20 protein-coding genes are annotated in these 22,257 nt (G+C 63.1%); 13 read left to right on the plus strand and 7 right to left on the minus strand.

Annotation, left to right across the window (positions count from 1 at the left end):
* Position 1 precedes the first annotated feature (1 nt).
* The 4 genes from EYW45_RS06880 (at position 2) to lpxC (ending at position 4,840) form a co-directional block, all read left to right on the plus strand.
* Positions 2-826 (plus strand): cell division protein FtsQ/DivIB, encoded by an 825-nt coding sequence (locus EYW45_RS06880; RefSeq protein WP_161134663.1) that lies wholly within the window; start codon positions 2-4, stop codon positions 824-826.
* Between the two features lie 4 nt (positions 827-830).
* Positions 831-2,057 (plus strand): cell division protein FtsA, encoded by a 1,227-nt coding sequence (gene ftsA, locus EYW45_RS06885; RefSeq protein ID WP_161134664.1) that lies wholly within the window; start codon positions 831-833, stop codon positions 2,055-2,057.
* 448 nt (positions 2,058-2,505) lie between these two features.
* Positions 2,506-3,696, plus strand: coding sequence for a cell division protein FtsZ (gene ftsZ / locus EYW45_RS06890; protein WP_161134665.1), 1,191 nt, complete (start codon positions 2,506-2,508; stop codon positions 3,694-3,696).
* Between the two features lie 217 nt (positions 3,697-3,913).
* Positions 3,914-4,840 carry a UDP-3-O-acyl-N-acetylglucosamine deacetylase gene (gene lpxC / locus EYW45_RS06895; RefSeq protein WP_161134666.1) on the plus strand — a complete coding sequence of 309 codons (927 nt, stop codon included), beginning with the start codon at positions 3,914-3,916 and terminating at the stop codon, positions 4,838-4,840.
* 306 nt (positions 4,841-5,146) lie between these two features.
* On the opposite strand, the gene EYW45_RS06900 is transcribed toward lpxC, so the two are convergent.
* A complete protein-coding gene (locus tag EYW45_RS06900) occupies positions 5,147-5,539 on the minus strand; it encodes a DciA family protein (protein ID WP_407924903.1) in 393 nt (130 codons plus the stop codon).
* A 123-nt stretch (positions 5,540-5,662) separates the two neighbouring features.
* On the opposite strand from EYW45_RS06900, the gene EYW45_RS06905 reads away from it, so the two are divergent.
* The 3 genes from EYW45_RS06905 (at position 5,663) to EYW45_RS06915 (ending at position 10,227) form a co-directional block, all read left to right on the plus strand.
* Positions 5,663-6,628: a M23 family metallopeptidase gene (locus EYW45_RS06905; RefSeq protein ID WP_328703599.1), complete on the plus strand. Its 966-nt coding sequence runs from the start codon at positions 5,663-5,665 to the stop codon at positions 6,626-6,628.
* A gap of 118 nt (positions 6,629-6,746) precedes the next feature.
* Positions 6,747-9,491, plus strand: a complete 2,745-nt coding sequence (gene secA, locus EYW45_RS06910) for a preprotein translocase subunit SecA (protein WP_161134668.1) — start codon at positions 6,747-6,749, stop codon at positions 9,489-9,491.
* 13 nt (positions 9,492-9,504) lie between these two features.
* On the plus strand, positions 9,505-10,227 hold the full coding sequence (locus tag EYW45_RS06915) for a VOC family protein (RefSeq protein ID WP_161134669.1): 723 nt from the start codon (positions 9,505-9,507) through the stop codon (positions 10,225-10,227).
* Positions 10,228-10,229: 2 nt separating this feature from the next.
* Here EYW45_RS06915 and EYW45_RS06920 read toward each other — a convergent pair whose 3' ends face one another.
* On the minus strand, positions 10,230-11,804 hold the full coding sequence (locus EYW45_RS06920; protein WP_161134670.1) for an MFS transporter: 1,575 nt from the start codon (positions 11,802-11,804) through the stop codon (positions 10,230-10,232).
* A gap of 36 nt (positions 11,805-11,840) precedes the next feature.
* On the opposite strand from EYW45_RS06920, the gene EYW45_RS06925 reads away from it, so the two are divergent.
* A complete protein-coding gene (locus EYW45_RS06925) occupies positions 11,841-12,422 on the plus strand; it encodes a TetR/AcrR family transcriptional regulator (RefSeq protein ID WP_161134671.1) in 582 nt (193 codons plus the stop codon).
* Here the strand turns inward: EYW45_RS06925 and EYW45_RS06930 are convergent.
* The 5 genes from EYW45_RS06930 to EYW45_RS06950 all read right to left on the minus strand — a co-directional run bounded on the left by EYW45_RS06930 (position 12,419) and on the right by EYW45_RS06950 (position 17,052).
* A complete protein-coding gene (locus EYW45_RS06930; RefSeq protein WP_161134672.1) occupies positions 12,419-13,489 on the minus strand; it encodes a Nudix family hydrolase in 1,071 nt (356 codons plus the stop codon). The genes EYW45_RS06925 and EYW45_RS06930 overlap by 4 nt on opposite strands.
* Positions 13,482-14,309 (minus strand): ATP-binding protein, encoded by an 828-nt coding sequence (locus EYW45_RS06935; RefSeq protein ID WP_202444655.1) that lies wholly within the window; start codon positions 14,307-14,309, stop codon positions 13,482-13,484. Before EYW45_RS06935 ends, EYW45_RS06930 begins: the two co-directional genes overlap by 8 nt.
* A 57-nt stretch (positions 14,310-14,366) precedes the next feature.
* A complete protein-coding gene (gene argJ / locus EYW45_RS06940; protein ID WP_161134674.1) occupies positions 14,367-15,593 on the minus strand; it encodes a bifunctional glutamate N-acetyltransferase/amino-acid acetyltransferase ArgJ in 1,227 nt (408 codons plus the stop codon).
* 66 nt (positions 15,594-15,659) lie between these two features.
* Entirely contained in the window at positions 15,660-16,148 is a 489-nt protein-coding gene (locus EYW45_RS06945) for a MarR family winged helix-turn-helix transcriptional regulator (protein ID WP_161134675.1), read from the minus strand.
* 10 nt (positions 16,149-16,158) lie between these two features.
* Complete coding sequence (locus EYW45_RS06950; RefSeq protein ID WP_161134676.1) at positions 16,159-17,052, minus strand: alpha/beta hydrolase; 894 nt, start codon at positions 17,050-17,052, stop codon at positions 16,159-16,161.
* A gap of 254 nt (positions 17,053-17,306) precedes the next feature.
* Here EYW45_RS06950 and EYW45_RS06955 point away from each other — a divergent pair, with 254 nt between their 5' ends.
* From EYW45_RS06955 to EYW45_RS06975, 5 genes are all read left to right on the plus strand, one after another.
* Positions 17,307-18,470 carry an ABC transporter substrate-binding protein gene (locus EYW45_RS06955; RefSeq protein ID WP_161134677.1) on the plus strand — a complete coding sequence of 388 codons (1,164 nt, stop codon included), beginning with the start codon at positions 17,307-17,309 and terminating at the stop codon, positions 18,468-18,470.
* 101 nt (positions 18,471-18,571) lie between these two features.
* Positions 18,572-19,492 carry a branched-chain amino acid ABC transporter permease gene (locus EYW45_RS06960; protein ID WP_161134678.1) on the plus strand — a complete coding sequence of 307 codons (921 nt, stop codon included), beginning with the start codon at positions 18,572-18,574 and terminating at the stop codon, positions 19,490-19,492.
* 7 nt (positions 19,493-19,499) lie between these two features.
* Positions 19,500-20,432, plus strand: coding sequence for a branched-chain amino acid ABC transporter permease (locus tag EYW45_RS06965; protein ID WP_161134679.1), 933 nt, complete (start codon positions 19,500-19,502; stop codon positions 20,430-20,432).
* Positions 20,429-21,244: an ABC transporter ATP-binding protein gene (locus EYW45_RS06970; RefSeq protein WP_161134680.1), complete on the plus strand. Its 816-nt coding sequence runs from the start codon at positions 20,429-20,431 to the stop codon at positions 21,242-21,244. Before EYW45_RS06965 ends, EYW45_RS06970 begins: the two co-directional genes overlap by 4 nt.
* A complete protein-coding gene (locus EYW45_RS06975; protein ID WP_161135361.1) occupies positions 21,244-21,948 on the plus strand; it encodes an ABC transporter ATP-binding protein in 705 nt (234 codons plus the stop codon). The genes EYW45_RS06970 and EYW45_RS06975 overlap by 1 nt, the downstream gene beginning before the upstream one ends.
* Positions 21,949-22,257 lie beyond the last annotated feature (309 nt).

The following is a 22,257-nucleotide window of genomic DNA, read 5'->3' on the forward strand; positions in this document are numbered from 1 at the left end:
TGTGTGGAACGACGCTCGCACCATCAACCGTATCGCCAACACGCTCGCCGTGCTGGCGGTGCTGGCCATGCTCGCCGCGGGCTTGGCCTGGGTCGCGCAGCGCCCGTATTTTTCGCTGACGGCGATCGAGCTGGAGCCGGTGCCGGACAGCAGCCTGAAGTATGTGTCGCCGGGTGCCGTGCGCGCGGCGATTGCCGGGCAGGTGAAGGGCAACTTCTTCACAATCAATCTGGACGAGACGCGCGCCCTGTTCGAATCGGTGCCCTGGGTGCGGCATGCCACGGTGCGGCGCATCTGGCCCAACATCCTGCGCGTGCGCATCGAGGAACAGCAGCCGCTGGCGCTGTGGAACGAAAACGAAATGATCAATACCTGGGGCGAGTCGTTTACGGCGAACACCGGGGAGCTGGACGACGAATCGGACTTGCCGCATTTCGCCGGGCCCGATGGCACCGAGTCGTTGGTGGTGCAGCGTTACGCCGAGCTGGCGCGCTGGTTTGCGCCACTCGATCTGCAAGTGCGCGAGCTCGATCTGAGTGCGCGCTACGCATGGCGCGCAACGCTGAACAACGGCATGGTGCTGGACCTCGGACGCGATCCGGGCGCGGATGCGCCGGACCCGCACGGGCTGCCCGGCGCGTTGCCTTTTGGTGCGCGCATCGAACGATTCGTACAATTTTGGCCGCAAGTCACGAACAAGCTCGACGGACGGGTTGTAACGCAGGCAGACTTGCGTTATCCCAACGGATTTGCATTGACGCTCGCGCCATTGCCGCCGCCCGAACCCAAGACCAAACCCATTCATTCTCCGCAGAAGAAACGATAACGCCATGACCCGTGACATCAAAGACCTGATCGTTGCCCTGGACATCGGAACCAGCAAGGTTGTGGCCGTCGTCGCCGAAATCCTGCCGGAAGGCCGATTCGAGGTGCTCGGCCTGGGCCAGCACGAATCGCGCGGCATGCGCAAAGGCGTGGTCGTCAATATCGAGACCACGGTCAACTCCATTCAGCGTGCGCTCGAAGAAGCCGAGCTGATGGCCGATTGCAAGATTCGCGACGTGTATACCGGTATCGCCGGCAGCCATATCCGCAGCTTTAATTCCAGCGGCATGGTGGCCGTTAAAGACAAGGAAGTGACCGCGACCGACGTTGCGCGTGTGATCGAAACCGCGAAGGCGGTGAACATCCCAACCGATCAACAAGTGCTGCACGTGTTGACGCAGGAATTCATCGTCGACGGCCAGGAAGACATTCGTGAACCGATCGGCATGAGCGGCTTGCGTCTTGAAGTGCGCGTGCATATCGTGACGGGTGCGGTCAGCGCCGCGCAGAACATCGTCAAGTGCGTGCGCCGTTGCGGATTGGAAGTGCAGGACCTGATTCTGCAGCCGCTGGCCTCGAGCCTGGCTTGCCTCACCGCCGATGAAAAAGAACTCGGCGTGGTGCTGGTCGATATCGGCGGCGGCACGACCGACGTTGCGATCTACACGGGCGGCGCCATTCGTCACACCGCCGTGTTGCCGATTGCCGGTGACCAGATCACCAACGACATCGCTGCGATGCTGCGCACGCCGACGCCCGATGCCGAAGAGATCAAGTTGCGTCACGGTGTGGCCAAGCAGGTGCTGGCAAGCCCTGAGGATGCCGTGGATGTGCCGGGCCTGGGCGATCGGGGGCCGCGTCTGGTGAAGCGCCAGGCACTGGGCGCCGTGATCGAGCCGCGTGTCGAGGAATTGTTTTCGCTGGTGCAGCAGGTCGTGCGCGAGTCGGGTTACGAAGACCTGCTGGCGTCCGGCGTGGTGCTCACCGGCGGTACGGCGCAGATGCCCGGCATCGTCGAGCTGGCCGAAGATGTGTTCTTGAAGCCGGTCCGCGTCGCGGTACCGGAGTATGAAGGCAGTTTGTCGGACGTGATGCGCAATCCGCGCTTCTCGACCGTGATGGGATTGTTGGCCGAGGCACGGATGCAACGTGTCCGCGGCCGCAAGGTCGCCGCGCAGACCGGTAATTTCAAGGGTCTGCTGGCGCGCATGAAAGAGTGGTTCATGAACTGATCCTGCTCTTACCTGGCTCGGTGTTATCAGGTTGGGACGAGGCAGGTTTGGAGCAGGACAGGCAGAACAAGCAAGGCACGCAGTAAGGCAGGACAAGCAATAAGGCAGGACACGCAGTGAGGCAGGACACGCAGTAAGGCAGGACAAGCGACACATCAGGGCAGCAGGACCCGCAGTACAGAACACGCAGGACAAGCAGTACCGGCAGTCGCAGTAGGACGGGCGGGTCGCAGCAGAAGGCGATTCGCTGTTCGCAGCATCAGCAGTCGGCAGTAGGCAGTGGCAGGTGCAGTACGAAAGAACGCAGTACGGGGCGCAAGCCCGAAGCAGGATGCAGGAGAGACGTTTCAAACCCGTTGCGGGCCATCAAGAGCCGGCATCAGCTTTGAGACGATTCCAGGGATGTGGGATTTACGAAATTTTATGAATCGGACTTGAGGGAGTCATCATGATGAACTTTGAAATGTTGGACAACACAACCAAGGGCACCGTTATCAAGGTGGTCGGGGTAGGCGGCGCGGGCGGCAATGCCGTCGCGCACATGATTCGTTCGGGCGTGCAGGGCGTGGATTTCATTTGCGCCAACACCGACGCGCAAGCATTGGCGGCGACCAACGCCCCGGTGCAGATCCGTCTGGGCCGCACCGGCCTGGGCGCGGGCGCCAAGCCTGAGCAAGGTCGTGCCTCGGCCGAAACCGCGCGTGAAGAAATCCGTGCTGCGCTCAACGGCGCACACATGGTCTTCATCACGGCCGGCATGGGCGGCGGTACGGGTACGGGCGCAGGTCCGGTCGTGGCCGAAGTGGCCAAGGAACTGGGCATCCTGACCGTGGGCGTGGTCACCAAGCCGTTCACCTTCGAAGGCAACAAGCGCCTGAAGATGGCTGAAGACGGCATTGGCGAACTGGCCAAGCACGTGCATTCGCTCATCGTCGTGCTGAACGAAAACCTGTACGACCTGATGGACGAAGACGCGACGCAAGAAGATTGCTTCCGTTCGGCCGACGATATCCTGCACAACGCGTGCGCCGGTATCGCCGAAATCATCAATGTGGAAGGTAACGTCAACGTCGACTTCGAAGACGTGAAGACGATCATGGGTGAGCAAGGTCAAGCCATGATGGGTACGGCCAGCGCCAGCGGCGCCGATCGCGCCCGAGTGGCCGCCGAGCACGCCATCGCCTGCCCGCTGCTGGAAGGTATCGATCTCCACGGCGCTCGCGGCGTGCTGGTCAACATCACCGCCAGCCGCTCGCTCAAGATGCGCGAAACGCGTGAAATCATGGAAACCATCCGCGGCTACGCTTCGGACGACGCGACCGTCATCTTCGGTACCGCGTACGACGAGACGATGGGTGAAAGCCTGCGCGTCACGGTGGTGGCCACGGGTCTGGGCCGCGCTGCCGCGCAGCAGCAGCAACGTCCGCAACTGGTGCAAAACACTGTCGAAATGCTCCGTACCGGCACCGACGATGCACCGATGCAGATGAACAACGGCGGCAGCGACTACCGCAATCTGGACATGCCGTCGGTGATGCGCAACCCGCGCACACAGGCGTCGGCCCAGGTGCGCGCGCTGGAAAGCTCGGGCATGGACCACTTCGACATTCCGGCATTCCTGCGCAAGCAGGCGGATTGATCGACGCAGGACCTGCATGACACCCTCACGCCCGGAGCCTCGCGGTTCCGGGCGGTTGGGGCGATCGTCAGCAAGATGACATCACGGTGAAACGTTTCAATTGGTTGCGCCTCGCTTGGCTTGTGCAGTGCGGCGGACTACAATGGCCAACCAGCGATGATAAACACTCTCATCTGGAGAGTGGACTTATCCAACGCGATATCGATTTACACCACCTATGTTCCGTCAACGCAGCATCAAGAACCTCGTTCGAACGACCGGCGTAGGCGTCCATTCAGGGCGCCGGGTAGAGCTTACCCTGCGACCGGCCGAAGCGAACACCGGCATTGTCTTTCACCGTACCGATCTTCCGGAAGTGGTGGACCTGCCCGCGCGCGCCGATGGCGTGGGCGATACGCGGTTGGCCTCGGTGCTGCAAAAGGGCGACGTCCGCGTCTCGACCGTCGAGCATGTGATGTCCGCATTGGCGGGATTGGGTATCGACAATATTCACGTCGACCTGACGGGCGAAGAAGTGCCCATCATGGACGGCAGCGCCGCAACCTTTGTGTACCTGCTGCGCTCGGCCGGCATCGTGGAACAGAACGCGCCCAAGCGCTTCATCCGGGTGACCAAGCCGATCGAGTATCGCGAAGGCGAAGGCAAGCAGGAAAAATGGGCCCGTCTCGAACCCCATGACGGGTTCTCGCTGGCGTTTTCCATCGATTTTCGCCACCCGGCCATCGATTCGACGGCCAATTTCGCTGAAGTGGATTTCGCCACGCATTCCTATACCAAGGAAATCGCGCGCGCCCGCACCTTCGGTTTCGTCAACGAAGTGGAAGCATTGCGCTCGATGGGCCTGGCCCGCGGCGGCAGCCTCGATAACGCCATCGTGATGGATGAATATCGCGTGCTCAACAGCGATGGCCTGCGTTACGACGACGAATTCGTCAAACACAAGATTCTGGACGCGATTGGCGATCTGTATTTGCTCGGCAAGCCGCTCGTGGCGCGCTATGTGGCGTGCAAATCGGGTCATTACATGAATAACCAACTGGCGCGTGCTTTGTTGGCGCAGGAAGACTCGTGGGAGCTCGTGAGTTACGAGTCGGAGGCGGCCGCGCCCAAGGCGTTTCATCATGAGTGGCAATTTGCCGCTTGAGGGTGCCGCGTAATAGCTGGCAGCGTCCCCGCTGGCGATAGTGCGGTAGGCAATAGACGCGATTTTGGGGTAAAAGAAGGACCGGTCGGCGTGGAGCCGTAGCCGGTCTTTTCATTTGGTGCCTGATGGATGCCGTGCTCGGCTGGATCCGGCAGGTGGTGGGCCCAGCGCTTGGTGGATCCCGAGATCAAGCGTTTTGAACGAACCCGCAGCTGAGTAGGAAACATCCAGCAGTTGAGTAGATCCGGTGCTTGAGTCATTCGGCGCCGGTGTCGAGCAAGCGGCGCCGAAGAAGCTTTTCGTGCGCTATTTTTCGCGGTGATGAGCCAACAGCCGTGCGATGGCGTCGGCCAGTGGCCCCGGGCGAACATTGGATTGCAGCGTTTGGAACGCATCCAATGCGGTGTTGTCCAACGGAACCGCTTCCTTGGGGGCGGGGCGCCGGTAGGCCTGAAGTAGTTGCAGGCTGGCGAGCACGCGGACTTCGACCTCGTTGACTGCCCAGCCTTTTTCGGCCAGCGCGGCTGCGATGCTCGGGCCGAGTTGCCGCAGTTTGGCAGCATGCGCGGCGCTCGGCACGGCTACGGTCAGCCGTTGGTTGTCGAGCTTTGAAACTTTGCAGACGTCGGCGAGCGGTCGCGGCAACGCGGCGGCGACGGCGGTTTGAATAGCCAGATGGCGGCGTGCCGTTTCGAGCACGCCTGAGCTCTTTGTGTCATTGCCCAGCCATGCAAATGCGGTATGGTCACGCCGTTTGGGGGCGTAGCGGGGGCGATTGATGAAGACGCGTTGGCTCATGCGTAACGATTATAGGAATGCAGTGTGAAACTAACAATTGCGTGGGGCCGCGAGGGTGACGGTGGCCAGCGCGCCATCGGCGCCGGCGTCCTGGCAACGGTAGCGTGTGTGGCGATAACCTTGGCAGGCGTCGTGGGCGCCTGGACCCAAGCCTACCTGACATCCGAGCCCCCTGCCACGATTACCGTCTCCTCGACGGATACGCCCGAGTCTGCCCGCGCGGCAGCTGCGGCGCGCCAAAGTGTGACGTTGCTGTCCGAGCGTCTGGGCGCTTTGCAGGCGCGCATGACCGGTGTCGAGACGCTGGGCCGTCGCGTGGCCGAAGCGGCCGGCGTGGAGTACACCGATCCTGCCGTGCAAGGTGGATTGGCGGGCGCACCGGCCATCGTGTCCGAAGGCGCGACGCCCGGAGAGGGCACGTTGTCGGCCGAGGCGCTGGGGCGCGAACTGGATGAAATGCTGATCGGTCTCTCGGGTGAGACGGACCGCATGACGGTCTACGACCTGGCGCTCACGCACCGGTCGGCCGAAGTGGCGCGCTTGCCCACGACCATGCCGGTCACCGATTTCCCGTATCTGACGTCTTCATACGGCTGGCGCCAGCACCCGCTCACCGGCCGCTACACGGTGCATGAGGGGCTGGATTTCTCCGCGCCGCCCGGCACGCCGATCCTGGCCGCGGCCGGTGGCGTGGTGGTCGAATCGTCGTTTCATCCAAGCTACGGCAATATGGTCGAGATCGATCACGGTGATGGCCTGATGACGCGTTATGCCCACGCACAGGCGCTGCTGGTCAAGCGCGGCGACTTGATCGAACGTGGCCAGCTCGTGGCGCGGGTGGGGTCGACCGGGCGGTCGACCGGACCGCACCTGCACTTCGAAGTGCGGCTCGCCGGCCAGGCCCTGGACCCCAAGTTGTTCCTCGGCGCGCCGCGCAGCGCCCCGCCCCAGCTCGCTGAAGCGTCGGCCAGTGCACGCTCGCCGCGCTAAGCGGCGCGTTGCGTTAAACTGATTCGTTTCCCGGCGGGTTCGACCGCTCAACTCTTTCGCCTCAGTGTCACGCGCGACGGCCCGACAGGGCAGGTGGCGTGTGCGGCCCACAAGACGCATGGTCTCTTTTCTCAAGAAGCTTATCGGTAGCCGTAATGACCGGTTGCTGAAGCAGTATCGCAAGCAGGTCGGCAAGATCAATGGTTTGGAGCCGCAGATTTCGGCGCTCTCCGACGCCGAGCTGGCCGCAAAGACTCAAGAGTTTCGCGATCGGTACGCGCAGGGCACGTCGCTGGACGACTTGTTGCCTGAGGCGTTCGCCGTGGTTCGCGAGGGCGGCAAGCGCGTGTTCGGCATGCGTCACTTCGACTCGCAGATGCTGGGCGGTATCGCGCTGCACAGCGGCAAGATTGCCGAAATGCGCACGGGCGAAGGTAAAACGCTCATGGCCACGCTGCCCGTCTACCTGAACGCGATTGCGGGCAAGGGCGTGCATGTGGTCACGGTCAACGATTATCTGGCGCGTCGCGATGCGCAGTGGATGGGCCGCTTGTACGGCTTCCTGGGCATGACGGTCGGCGTGGTCGTGCCGCAGCAGCCCAACGAAGAGAAGATGGCATCCTACGCCGCCGACATCACGTACGGTACGAACAACGAATTCGGTTTCGACTACCTGCGCGACAACATGGAATACCGTCTGGAAGACCGCCGTCAGCGCGGCCTCTTCTACGCCATCGTCGACGAAGTGGACTCGATCCTGATCGATGAGGCGCGCACCCCGCTGATCATTTCGGGTCAGGCCGAAGATCACACCGAGCTCTACATCAAGATGAATGCGGTGCCGCCCATGCTGACGCGCATGGCGAGCGAGCCCAAGCCGCAAGAGCCCGAACCCGAAGGCGACTTCTGGGTCGACGAAAAAAGCCAGCAGGTGTACCTGTCGGAAGCCGGTCACGAGCACGCCGAGGAAATTCTCGCGCGCCTCGAGATCCTCCCGGCCGGTGAATCGCTGTACGAGCCGCGCCACATCGCGCTCATGCATCATCTGATGGTGGCGTTGCGCGCCAATAATCTGTTCTTCCGCGACCAGCAGTATGTCGTGCAGGACGGCGAAATCGTCATCGTCGATGAGTTCACGGGCCGCTTGATGGTGGGTCGTCGTTGGTCTGATGGTCTGCACCAGGCGGTCGAAGCCAAGGAAGGCGTCCGGATCCAGAACGAGAACCAGACCCTGGCGTCGATCACGTTCCAGAACTACTTCCGCATGTACGCCAAGCTGGGCGGCATGACGGGTACGGCCGACACCGAGGCGTATGAATTCCAGGAAATCTACAGCCTGGAAACGGTCATCATCCCGACCAACCGGCCGATGGTGCGCAAGGATCAGAACGATCAGGTCTTCAAGACCACGCCCGAAAAGTACAACGCCATTCTGCTGGACATCCGCGATTGCCACGAACGCGGTCAGCCCGTGCTCGTCGGTACCACCAGCATCGAGAACTCCGAACTGCTGGCCGGCTTGCTGAAGGAAGCCAAGCTGCCGCACGAAGTGCTCAACGCCAAGCAGCATGCGCGCGAAGCCGAGATCGTGGCCGACGCGGGCAAGCCTGGTCACATCACGATCGCCACCAACATGGCCGGTCGCGGTACCGATATCGTGCTGGGCGGCAGTGTCGAGAAGCAGGTGGATGCGATCCACGCCGACGCCGCACTTTCGGAAGCCGAGAAAACCCAGCGCATCGACGCCATCCGCGCCGCATGGAAGCCGGTGAACGAAGAAGTGAAGGCCGCAGGCGGCCTGCGCATCATCGGCACCGAACGTCACGAATCGCGCCGGATCGATAACCAGTTGCGCGGCCGTGCCGGCCGTCAGGGCGACCCCGGTTCGTCCCGCTTCTATCTGTCGCTCGAAGATTCGCTGATGCGCATTTTCGCGGGCGATCGGGTGCGGGCCATCATGGAGCGCCTGAAGCTGCCCGAAGGCGAGCCGATCGAAGCGGGCGTGGTGTCGCGCTCGATCGAAACGGCGCAACGCAAGGTGGAAGGCCGCAACTTCGATATCCGCAAGCAATTGCTCGAATACGACGACGTGTCCAACGATCAGCGCAAGGTGCTGTACGCGCAACGTAACGACGTGCTCGAAGCCTCGTCGGTGGGTGAAACCATCGGCAATCTGCGCGATGCGGCCATCGCAGATCTGGTGCATGCCCATCTGCCCGCCGGTTCGGTGGAAGAGCAGTGGGACGTGCCCGGCCTGCAAACGGTGCTGGCTGCGGATTGGCAATTGGATCTGCCGCTCGTTGAGATGGTCGAGAAAGATGGCAACCTGACCGAAGAAGACGTGCTGAAGATCGTTCAGCAAGCGGCTGCCGATGTCTACAGCGCCAAGATCGCGTTGGTGGGCGAAGAGTCGTGGTCGCAGTTCGAACGTTCGGTGATGTTGCAGTCGATCGACACGGCCTGGCGCGAGCATTTGTCGTCGCTGGATTTCCTGCGCCAGGGTATTCATCTGCGCGGTTACGCGCAAAAGAACCCCAAGCAGGAATACAAGCGTGAAGCGTTCGAGCTGTTCTCGGGCATGCTTGACCGCATTCGCGACGACGTCGTCAAATTGCTGATGACGGTGCGGGTGCAATCGGCCGAGCAGGTCGAAGAAGCGACCGAAGCCGAGCAGGCGCAAAATCAAGTACAAAACGTGCAGTATCACCACTCCGACTACGAAGAAGCGCTGGCCTCGGCCGCGACGAATTCGCCGCCGGCGGACGATACCGTGCGCAATGCGTTGCCCAAGGTGGGCCGCAACGATCCCTGCCCGTGCGGCAGCGGCAAGAAGTACAAGCAGTGCCACGGTAAGTTGAGCTAAAGGAGAAATCGGTATGTATCCCGTCGGACGTACCGAATTCGACCATGCCGTCATCATGGTGCGCGATCAGCTCGATACGCTGTCACCGCACTACGAACGGCAGGGGTTTTCGCTGAGCGACGTGGCGGTGCACAACCTCGGGTCGTGCAACCGTTTGATCGCGCTCGAAAACCTGTATATCGAGCTGCTGGGCTGGCCCGCGGGCAAGCCGCCGGCACGCAAGGAAATCGCCGATTCGGCCTTCGGCCTGGAAGCCCTGGTGTTTCGTACGGCCGATGCGCAGGCGACGTTCGAGCGCTTGAGTGGCCTGGGGTTTGAGGTCAATCCGGTGCAGGAGCTGTCGCGCTCGATGGTCTATCAGGGCGAAACGGTCGAGGCCAAGTTTCAAACGGTGCGGTTTGCCAAGCAGCCCATCCCTGGATTGCGGATGTATTTCTGCCGCCATCTGACGCCCGAGTATGTGTGGGTGCCTGAGCTGATGGCGCATGCCAACGGTGCACGCACCGCCACACGCATCGACGTGGCCGCCCCGGAAGCAGCCGCGACGGCGGCGTTGCTTGCACGCGTGGTCGATGTGCCTGCTCGTCAGGCCGAAGACCATTGGGAAATCGCCCTGGCGAATCTCACGCTGTCGATCCGTCCCGATGCCAGCCTGGATCAGCCGCGGCCGGCGTCGATCACGATCGAGAATCGCGAAGGCATGCATTACCTTCTGGACGTCGGCACGCCCGACTGACGCTATCCGCGCGTCTTGGCCGTCGGAGGTTGGTACGCAGCGCCGACGTAGCCGTCGCGATTCGGCCGCTTGGCCTTCATGCCCACGACCACCGCCGTAACGATGAGCAGGGCGGCCGAGGCGGCGAGCACCGCCAGGAAGCCGCGATCGAACGCCTCTTTAGCGAGGGCAACCAGACCGTCGCCCTCCTGGCCCGCCATTTTTTCCGCCACGATCAGTGCCTCGTCCAGACTGTCGCGTGCGATCGCGGGGATGGATCCGAGCGGCATGACGGCCATCGAAGCGGTGTAGATCGCAGACAGCAAACTGCCCATCACGGTGACACCGATGGCGCCGCCCAGCTCATAAGACACCTCTTCGACCGATGCAGCCATGCCGGCTCGCTCGGGCGGCGCACTATGCATGATCGTGCTGGAGGCCGCTGTCATGGTGGCGCCGATACCGGCGCCCAGCACGCTCAGCGCCGCCACTTGTGCCAGAACGGCTGCCTCGTAGAGCAACGCATAGGCGCCCATACCCAGACCGGACATGAGCAGTGCCCCGGACAGCAAGCGTTGGCTGCCGATGCGCGGCAGCAGATGGCCGGCGATGGGGCCGGCCACGAACGAGGCCAGCGGCAACGGCAAGATGAACAGGCCCGCCTGCAAGGGCGACATGCCTTGCACCAGTTGTAGCCATTGACTGAATACGAGTTCCATCCCGATCAGTGTGGCGGCGGCGACCAGTGCCGCGGCAACGGCCGGTGTGAAGCCCGGCGTGCGGAAGATGCGGAAATCCAGCATGGGATCCTGGCGGGTACGCTGGCGGCGCACGAACAGCACCATGAACGCGACACCGAGCACGAACGCTGCTGCGGCGGCTTCCAATGACGGTTCGCGTTTGCCGAGCTCCTTGATCGCGTACGCCAGTCCGATCAGCCCCACCATCGCCTGCAACGATCCCAGCAGATCCCAATGGCGGGCCGGATTGCCCGTGCTCGGCGGAATCAGCGTCACAGCGGCCATCAACGCCGCGATCACGATCGGCACGTTAATCAGGAAGACCGATCCCCACCAGAAGTGCTCGAGCAGCAGGCCGCCCAGCACCGGGCCGAAGGCCGCGCCACCGGACGCGACGGCCGCCCAGATGCCGATGGCCATTGCGCGCTCGCGTTCGTCAAGAAAGGTGAGCCGGATAATGGACAAGGTGGCGGGCATCATCATGGCGGCACCCACGGCCAGCAAGGCGCGGGCGGCGATCAGAGACGCTGGACTCGGCGAGAAAGCCGCGCAGAGCGACGCGACGCCGAAAACCATCAGCCCGGAAATGAACAGCTTGCGATGCCCGAGCCGATCGCCCAGCGTGCCGGTGCCGAGCAGCAGACCGGAGACGACCAATGCATAGGCGTTTACTATCCACAGCTTTTGCGACGCGTTGGCATTGAGCGCATGCGTGAGCGTGGGCAGGGCCGTGTACAGCACGGTCATGTCGATCACGATGAGAAACAATGCGCTCGAGATCACGGCCAAGATCAACCAGCGCTTGGGCGATTGGAGCGGCGTATGGGCGTTCGAATAATGCACTTCCACGACCTTCATGATTAAAATACGATCGTATTCTAAAGGAAAATCGAGATGAGCAGGCAACCCGTGATCGATCGCAATGCCGTGCTGAACGCGGTGGAAGTGCTGGTGCGCGAACAAGGCGTGGCCGGCCTGACGATCGGTGCGGTGGCGCGTGCCGCCGGGATCAGCAAGGGCGGTGTGCAGTCTGCATTCGGCACCAAGGCGCAACTGGTGCAGGCGGTATTCGATCGCTGGACCGCGGATTACGACACGTCGGTGGCCGCGCTGGTGGGCCCTGCGCCTGGGCCGATCGATGCCTTTGCAGGCCATGTGGAAACGACGCGAAGAATGGATGGGCCTGAGGCCGATCGCGCGGCCGGCTTGATGACCGCCATGCTGTCCACACCGGATATCCGCACGCAGGTGAGCGCGTGGTACCGCAGTCTATTGGACCGTGCAGACCCCGACACGCCGGAGGGTCGCCAGGCCAGACTTGCGTTTCTGGCGACCGAAGGCGCGTTTTTGTTGCGATCGTTCGGGATCTTGCAGATGAGCGAAGCCGAGTGGACGTCGATGTTCGAGGATATCGGGCGGCTCATGCCGCAAGGGGAGAATCCGAAAAGGGTTGCGCCGAACGCGGGCGCGACCTAGATGAACCCGCGAATCCCGGCCACGCCGTGGGCGCCATACGACTGCGCCGTCGTCAGCGTATCGGCCGACTGCCCCCCCAACGCAAACACCGGAAGCCCGGCATCGGCCAGCATGGCCGCAAATCCGGCCCAGCCGCAACCGGGTTCGCCGGGGTGAGACGCGGTAGGCAACACGGGGCTCAGCACTGCGAAATCCGCTTCCAGGCGCCGCGCCTGCGCGATCTCGGCGGCCGAGTGTGCCGATACGCCCAGCAACGCGTGATCTGCAAGCGCTGGCCGCGCAGCGAGGGCTTGAGCATCCTGCGCGCGTAGGTGCACGCCGTCGGCACGGTTCCACCACGGTTGCGGATGCACGCTGTTGACGAGCACCCGGGCACCGGCCGCGTGGCAGCGCGCCACAACGCGCTCCAGCGCCGCCAGGCAGCTTGCGCTGTCTGCACCGTCGTCCCACTGAGGCTCGCGCCACTGCAGCAGCTTGAGGCCGCCGGCGAGCGCGCGATCCAGGCGTTCGAGGTAGGCGTCCATCCGGTCGGCACCGCCGATGGCGGTAATCGCATAGGTGTCCGGCAAGCGCAGCCAGCGCAAGGGCGGGTACGTCGCGGGCAGCACATCACCCAATGTGGGCGCGTCGGCCGCATGCACCCATTGCAGATCCTGGTTTTCCAGGCCGCGCGGCTCGCCCGTCCAGCCCGTTACGCGGCAAAACGCCAGGCGCACGGTGGTGGTGGGATACGTGTGCACGTAGGTGACCCACGGCGTGGCGGCAGTGACGCTGATGCCGAGCTCTTCATGCAGTTCGCGGGCCAGCGCTTCCAGCACGGTTTCGCCGGGCTCGAGCTTGCCACCCGGCAATTCCCACCACCCCGACCACGGCTTGCCTTCCGGCCGCTGCCCGAGCAGCACGCGGCCGTCGTGACCGACGAGCACGCCGACGGCGACGTCCGTGATCTTGCGCTCGGCGGTGTCGCTGCCTGCAGGTCGTGTCGGCTGGCTATCGTTTGCGGCACCGTTCGAGGCATCGTTTGTGCCGTCGGTCGCACGCGCCGTCGCTTGCTTCGGCTCAGACATACCGTGCCGACCAGTCGCGCGCAAACTGATGTGCCACGCGGCCCGAGCGTGAGCCGCGTTCCAGCGCCCACTGCAGCGCCTCGGTGCGCGACTCGGCGATATGGGCCTCGGGACATCCCAGCGTACGCAGCCAGTGGTGCACGATATCCAGATAGTCGTCCTGCTTGAACGGGTAGAACGAGAGCCAGATGCCGAAGCGCTCGGACAACGAAATTTTTTCCTCGACGGTTTCGCCGGGATGAATTTCGCCGTCGCTTTGATGCTTGGCCTGGAGGTTTTCGCTCATGTACTCGGGCATCAGATGCCGGCGATTGGAGGTCGCATAAATGAGCACGTTATCGCCCGAGGCCGAGACGGAACCGTCGAGAACGGACTTGAGCGCCTTGTACCCCGCTTCACCCTCTTCGAACGACAGATCGTCGCAGAACACGACGTAGCGTTCGGGACGCCCAGCCACCATCTCGACGATATCGGCCAGATCGCCCAGATCGCTTTTGTCGACTTCGATCAAGCGCAGCCCTTCGGCACCGTATTGCGCGAGCATGGCTTTGACCAACGAGCTTTTGCCGGTACCGCGCGCACCCGTCATCAGCACGTTGTTGGCCGGTTTGCCGCGCAGGAACTGGCGCGTGTTGCGTTCGATGATGTCTTTCTGGCGGCCGATGTGCTGCAGGTCGTCGGGCGCGATGCGGGCCACATGCCGCACGGCATCGAGCCAACCGCGTGCGCCGCGCTTGCGCCACCGGAAGGCATGCGCCGTCCAGTCGATATCGGGCGGCGCCGGGGGCAGATAGGCTTCGAGCTGCGCCAGCACGCGCATTGCGCGCGCGGTCAGCGCGGTCAGGTCGATGTCGGACACGTCTTACTCCGGATGCGCTTACGAGCGATAGTCGGCGTTGATGGTGACGTACTCGTGCGAGAAGTCGCAGGTGTAGACGGTATCGGCGACCGTGCCGCGACCAAGCGCGATGCGAACCAGGATCTCGGCCTGCTTCATCACGCGCTGGCCATCGACTTCCTGGTAGTCGGGATTGCGCCCGCCATCGCACGCGACCAGCACGTCGTCGAGCCACAGGCGCAGGCCGTTGACGTCGAGATCGTCGATGCCGGCATAGCCGATCGCAGCCAGGATGCGGCCGAGATTGGGATCCGACGCGAAGAAGGCCGTCTTGACCAACGGCGAGTGCGCCACGGCATACGCCACCTTGAGGGCTTCCTCGGTGGTGCCGGCTTCTTCGACCTGAATGGTCATGAATTTGGTGGCGCCTTCGGCATCACGCACGATCTTTTGCGCGAGTTCGCGGGCGGCGTCTGCAAACGCGTCGCGCAGCACGGCATAGTTGGCGTCGGACTCCGAGTCGATCTGCAGACCGGATTTGCCGGTGGCCATCACGATGAAGGAATCGTTGGTGGAGGTGTCGCCGTCGACCGTGATGCGATTGAACGACACGTTGGCCAGATCGCGGGCCAGGCGAGCGAGTACGGGTTGGGCAATGCCTGCATCCGTACCCAGAAAGCCCAGCATCGTGGCCATGTTGGGACGGATCATGCCGGCGCCTTTGCTCACGCCGGTGAACGTGACCGTACGGCCGCCGATCTCGACGCGCCGCGACACCACCTTGGGCAGGGTGTCCGTCGTCATGATGCCGTGGGCCGCTTCCATCCAGTTGTTGGGACCGAAGGCGGCGATCGCGCGGGGCAGGCCGGCGGTGAGACGGTCGACCGGCAGCGGTTCGAGAATCACGCCAGTGGAAAATGGGAGGATCTGTGCGGGCGGCACGCCCAGCAGGTCGCCCAGGGCGGCGCAGGTGGCGTTGGCAGCGTCCAGGCCCGATTGGCCCGTGCCGGCATTGGCATTGCCGGTGTTGATGACGAGGGCGCTGATCGGGCCGCCGGCGGCCAGATGGGCTTCGCAGATCTGCACGGGCGCGGCGCGGAAGCGATTGAGCGTAAACACGCCGGCCACCGTGGTGCCGGGCGCCAAGCGAAACACCGTCAGATCGCGGCGGTTGGCTTTACGGATGCCGGCTTCGGCGACGCCGATCTCGATACCCTCGACGGGGAAGATGTCGGCAGCTTGCGGGATGTGAAGATTGACGGCCATGCGCCCTCCAGGAAGAACATAGCCTTTTATTATCCCACCGTTAACCGTGTCGCGTGATGACGGCGTTCAGGCTTTGTCGTGGCGGTCGGCGACCACATGCAGCTTGAGCTCGCCAAGCACCTTGAAAAGCGCATCGCGGCTGCTTTCGGGCAGCGCGCCAAACATATTCTTGATCCACGTTTCATGCGCGCGCGCCATCTTGGCGAATGATTTTCGGCCCAGCGGGGTGAGCTGGATCAACGAGCTGCGGCGATCGGTTTCGATTTTCGTGCGCACCACCAACCCCTCTTTTTCGAGCTGATCGGTGATGCCGGTGATATTGCCGTTGGTGACCATCATGTGGCGCGACAGTTCGCCCATGCGCATGCCCGCGGGCGCGCGCTGCAGTTGCGCCATCAGGTCGAAGCGCGGCAGTGTGGTGTCGAACTCGTTGCGCAGGCGGCTGCGGACATCGCTTTCGATGAGGTTGCAGCACGTGAGCAGGCGCAGCCAGACGCGCAGATCCTGGTGGTCGTCGGGGGCGGCTCGGCTTTCGAGGTCGGGCATCGGAATCATGGCGAAACCTTCAGGCGGGGGCAGGGGAGGATGCGGGCGGCAGGCCCATCTGGTCGAAGATCGCCCGTGTGAGCGGCTCGGCGGGATCGTTCAGCGCCAGCACGATATCGAAGTGGTTGGTATGCGGCATGGGCACATCGCGACCTTCGAAGCCGCGTTGCTGCCAGGCCGTCAGATAGTCGCGGCTTTGTCGCTTGAACTCGTCGGTTTCGTTGCCGCCGTAGCTCACGATCAGCGGGCAACCGTGCGCAGGCAGATGATCGATCGGGCTATTGCGGATCGCGTCGTCTTCCGATAATTGCATCCATTCGTTGATGTGCGTGTGCGGCAGAGGGCGCAGATCGAAGAGCCCGGAGAGCGGTGCGGCGCCGCGCACCACATCGGTGGGCACGCCGTAATCCGCCTGCCAGCCTGCGGCCAGCAACATGCCGGTGAGATGGCCGCCGGCCGACGTGCCGCAGACATGGATGCGCGCAGGGTCGCCGCCGTATTGGGCGATATGGGTATGCACCCAGGCCAGCGCGCGGCGGGTCTGATCGACGATGCGGTCGAGCGTCACGGCCGGCGCGAGCGAATAGTTGAGCGAGACCACCACGGCGCCGGCGGCCGTGAACGCCGGTGCCATGCCGCTCGATTCGTTCTTGCTCAGCAGACGCCAGTAGCCGCCATGGATGAAGAAGAACACCGGCGCGCCATGCGCTGCGCCGGCCGGGCGAAAGATGTCCAGCACTTCATCAGGATGATCGCCGTAGGCCACATCCGTATCGCAGACGAGCGTAGCCCGCGCGTGCGCGCTCTGGGTTTCGTATTGCTTGAGAATGGGCCAGATATCCGGTACCGTTGCCCGCGCGTTGTATTGCACGTCCAGGCCGGCCTGATCGTAATCGCGATAAAGAGAGGTCATGAACCGTCCGTCGCATGAGCGATGTTGATAATAAAAAAACCGCGGCATGATCGATGATTTGCCGTGTCGAAACCGACGCCCAACGGCCCGCAGAGCAAGCATGGGTATAAACCCTAGACTTGTTTTGCCGATTACTTTAAACCTAAACTATGCAGCATGCCAGCACCGTGTGATCGCACGTGGTTCGGCCGGTTTTCCACATCGCTTTTCTCGTCATTGCCTCACAGGGCGCGTCGCCGCGCAAGGAGCTTCACATGCGTTTCACGATGTCAGTACTGGCCGCCGCACTGTTGGTGCCGAGCTTGACCGTCGCCCAAACCATCAAGGTCGGCATCGCCAACGATATCTCGGGTCCGTTCTCGGCCCTGGGTGCTGAAGCCCGTGACGGCTTCAACCTCGCGATCAAGCAACTGGGCGGCAAGCTCGGCGGTCAACCCGCCGAATTCATCCAGACCGACATGGCCGGCAATCCGGATCAGGCGCGTCAACTGGTCTCGCGTTATCTGCAACGCGACAAAATCGATTTCTTTACCGGCCCCATTGGGTCGAACGTGGCACTGGCAGTGGGGCCGTCCCTCTTCGCTGCCAAGGTGCCGTATCTCTCGAACAACCCCGGACCCAGCCAATACGCCGGTGCGCAATGCAACGCATACTGGTTCGGCACGTCGTATCAGAACGACGCCTTCCACACGGCCGCCGGCAAGATGGCCAAGGATCGCGGCTTCAAGAATATGTTCATCCTGGCGCCCGATTATCCGGCCGGCAAGGATGCCCTCACGGGCTTCAAGCGCGGATACGAAGTGGCCGTGTCGCAAGAGCTCTACTCCAAGCTCGGCCAGATCGACTACGCCGCCGAGATCGCGCAGATCCGCGCCGCCAAGCCCGACGCGCTCTACATCTTCCTGCCGGGCGGCATGGGCATCAATTTCATCAAGCAATTCAACGCAGCCGGTCTGGCGCAGTCGATCAAGTTGATCGGCCCGGGCTTCTCGGCCGATGAAGATGTGATTCAAGCCGTGGGCGAGCCCATGCTGGGCATGGTCAATACGGCAGAGTGGGCGCACGATCTGGATGTGCCGGCCAACAAGGCATTCGTGGCGGCGTTTCGCAAGGAATATAACAACCGCTATCCGTCGGTGTACGCCGCGCAAGCCTTCGACGTGATCATGTCCATGGATGCCGCCGTCAAGCAGGCCGGCGGCAAGGCGAGCGATCGCGAAGCCATTCTGACCGCCCTGAAGAAAGCCGACTTCCCGTCGGTGCGCGGCAAGTTCGCCTACGGCAAGAACAACTATCCGATCCAGGCGTATTACGTTCGCACCATCGTCAAGGATGCCGACGGCCGCGTGACCAACAAGCTCGACGGCAAGGTGTTCGAGAGCTATCAGGACGTGTACGTCGACGAGTGCAAGCTCTGAAGCCGTCCGGGCGCGGGCGGTAATACCGCGCGCGCCGCTTTTCATCCATAAACGATGCATGCCGTTCCGCTCGCCGGGGCGGTGGCCACGGGGAAATCGTTTTGACATCGACGTTGTTGATCGAGCAGTTGCTCAACGGCCTGCAGTTCGGGCTGATGTTGTTCCTGATCGCCGCCGGCTTGACGCTGGTGTTCGGGATCATGGACATCATGAACCTAGCCCATGGTTCGCTATACATGGCGGGCGCGTATGTTGCGGCCGATGTGATGCAGCGCACGGGTTCGTTCATGGCGGCGGTGCTGGTGGCCGCCGTGGTGACGGGGCTCGTCGCCGCGGTGCTCGAGATCGTACTCATCAGAAGATTGGCCGTGCGCGATCACCTGGCGCAAGTGCTGGGCACCTACGCCATCATTCTGATCGCCGATGACGCCGTCAAGATGATCTGGGGCGCGGCCCCCGTGATGCTCAATATGCCGGCCATGTTGTCCGGCCCGGTGCGACTGACCGAAGAATTGTTGTACCCCGCCTATCGCATCATGATCATCGCGGTGGGACTCGCCGTGGCGGTAGGGCTGTATGCGTTCGTCACGCGCACCCGCGCCGGCGTACTGGTGCGCGCGGGTGCTTCCAATCGCCAGATGGCCACGCTGATGGGGGTGCGGGTGCCGCTGCTGTTCCTGGGCGTCTTCACGTTGGGCGCGGTGCTCGCGGCCGTGGCCGGCGCTTTGCTCGGGCCGATCACCGCAGTGCAGATCGGCATGGGCGAAGACATTCTCATCCTGGTGCTGGTGTGCATCGTGATCGGCGGCATCGGGTCGATTCGCGGCGCGTTCGTCGGTGCGCTGCTCGTGGGCTTCGTCGACACGGCAGGGCGTGCCTTTCTGCCGAGTCTGCTGCGTGAAATCGCGTCGCCTTCGGTGGCGGCCAGCGTGGGGCCGACGCTCGCGGCCATCTCGATTTATGTGCTGATGGCGGTGGTGCTGGTGTTCCGTCCGTCCGGTCTCTTTCCGGCGCGAGGCTGAGATGACGATGCGACCGACATTATTGTTGACCCTGTTTGCATTGGCGCTGCTGATCGCCGTGCCTTGGATCGCGCCGATCTTCGATCTGGAATTCTATGTGTCGCTGGTGCGGCGTATTTTGATCTACGCCCTGGCGGCCACGAGCCTGAACCTGATCCTTGGCTATGGCGGGATGGTGGCGCTGGGGCATGCGGCCTTCTTCGGCGCCGGCGCATACGCCGTGGCGATACTGGGCGCATCCGGCATTACTGCGGCGGCGATCGTCTGGCCGGCCGCCATGCTGCTGGCCGGCGTGCTGGCGTTGATCGTGGGGGCGATTTCGCTGCGCACGCGCGGCGTGTACTTCATCATGATCACGCTGGCGTTTGCGCAGATGGTCTATTACGTTTTCATTTCGCTGCGCCAGTATGGCGGCGAAGACGGATTGAACCTGACCGGCTATTCCACATTGCCGGGCCTGGATCTGGCCAACGACACCACGTTCTATTACGTCACCCTCGCGATCTTCGTGATCGTGATGGCGCTGTTCAACCGCACGGTGGACGCGCGCTTCGGCACCGCCTTGCAAGGAATTCGCGAAAACGAATCGCGCATGGAGTCGATGGGCTATCCGGTGTATCGCTTGAAGCTCGTGGCGTTCGCATTGTCGGGCGCAGTGGCCGGACTGGCCGGAGCGCTGCTGGCCAATCACAACCTCTTTGTGTCGCCCACCCTGATGCATTGGACCCAATCGGCGAATTTGCTGATCATGGTGCTGGTGGGGGGCATCGGGCTGCGCTATGGCGGCGTGGCGGGTGCCGTGGTGATGCTCCTGCTCGAAGAGTTCCTGCGCCAATGGACCGAATATTGGCACATGCCGCTGGGCGTGTTGCTCTTGCTGGTGGTGTTGTTCGCGCCGCGCGGCCTGGTCGGCTTGCTGTCTAAACGGGTGGCCTCATGAACGACAACGTGCAATCCACCGCGCCGGTGCTCGAGGCTCAAGGTCTGTGCCGGCGGTTTGGCGCGCTGGTGGCGACCGATAACGTCAGCCTCAAGCTCTATCCCGGCGAAATTCACGCGCTGATCGGCCCGAACGGCGCCGGCAAGTCCACCCTGATCCATCTGCTGTCGGGCGTGCTGCGCGCGGATGCGGGCAGCCTGCATGTGGCCGGCACCGACGTGTCGAACATGAATGCGCATGAGCGCGTGCGCGCAGGGCTGTCGCGTTCGTATCAGATCACGAACATCTTCAAGTCGATGTCGGTACTCGATAACCTCGTGCTGGCGGTGCAGGCCCACGCAGGCTCGAGCTTCGGCTTCTGGCACGCACGCCGCAATGAGGCGGCGCTCTACGACGCCGCGCGCGCCTTGGCGCGCGAATGCTCGATCGACGACACGCTGCTCGGCCGCACGGCCAGTACGCTGCCGCACGGCGAGCAGCGCAAGATCGAATTCGCCTTGGCGTTGGCGGCCAATCCCAAGGTGCTGTTGCTGGATGAGCCGATGGCCGGCATGGGTCCGGATGAAACAGTGCGGCTGACGGGCCTGATCGAATCGATGCGGGGACGCGCCGCGATGCTGCTGGTCGAGCACGATATGCAGGCCGTGTTCCAGCTTGCCGATCGCATTTCGGTGCTGGTGTACGGCAAGGTGATCGCCACCGGCACGCCGCAGGAGATCCGCAACAGCCCCGAGGTCCGCCAAGCCTATCTGGGCGATGACGACGACCCCCCCACCGAATCGGAACGCCGCGAGGCGGAGCAGGCCACATGATGCTGAACGCGCAGGGAGTAGAGAGCGGCTACGGCCCAAGCCAGGTGCTGTTTGGCGTCGACATGAAGATTGCCGCGGGTCAGGTGGTCACCCTGTTGGGCCGCAACGGCATGGGCAAGACGACGTTGTTGCGCACGCTATTCGGTCAGTTGGGCTTGCGAGCCGGTTCGGTGCAACTGGACGGCGCCGATATTTCGGGTTGGGCCTCGGACCGCATTGCACGTGCAGGCCTGGCGATCGTGCCCGAAGGCCGACAGTGCTTTCCTAACCTGACGGTGCGCGAGCATTTGACGGCGTTTGCCGATGTGCGCAACGGCAAGACGGCTCATGCCTGGAATGCCGATCGCGTGTGCGAACTGTTTCCGCGTTTGGGTGAACGCGCACGCAACATGGGCAATCAGTTGTCGGGCGGCGAGCAGCAGATGTTGGCGATTGGCCGGGCGTTGGTCACCAACCCCAAATTGCTGATTCTGGACGAGGCCACCGAGGGGCTGGCGCCGCGCGTGCGAGAAGAGATCTGGCAGTGCCTGGCGCGGCTGCGCGAGACGGGGCAAACGATTCTGGTGATCGACAAGTATGTGGAGCGGCTCTTGGCGCTGGCCGATCATCACGTTATCCTCGAACGCGGCAAGGTCGTGTGGGAAGGCAACTCCACGCAATTGGATGGCGACCGGTCGCTGTGGACGCGCTATCTGGGCGTTTAGGGCTCCCGGCGATATGAGTGTGCAAGGCGGCCAAGCAGTTGTGGCCGCCTTTGCTTTGGCGGGGCGCGAATAGCGTACGCAGGTGAGGGCATATCCCCCGATCGTGCCGGGCCAAGTGGCGAATTCAATACACGGCAATCGACTGCGATCATCCACCACTAAATATTTCGGAATATTTCTGGACATTGCAATACAATCGCTTTACTCCGGTCGGGAGGATTGAGGCGTGCCTGTCGTGTGCGTCTCCGTCGTCCGCGCACCGAGAGCGGGGCGCCGTGATTTCGAGCGTGCGTTTCATGTTGACGAGGC

The organism is Schauerella aestuarii, from assembly GCF_009866805.1.
GTDB classification, from domain to species: Bacteria; Pseudomonadota; Gammaproteobacteria; order Burkholderiales; family Burkholderiaceae_B; genus Schauerella; species Schauerella aestuarii.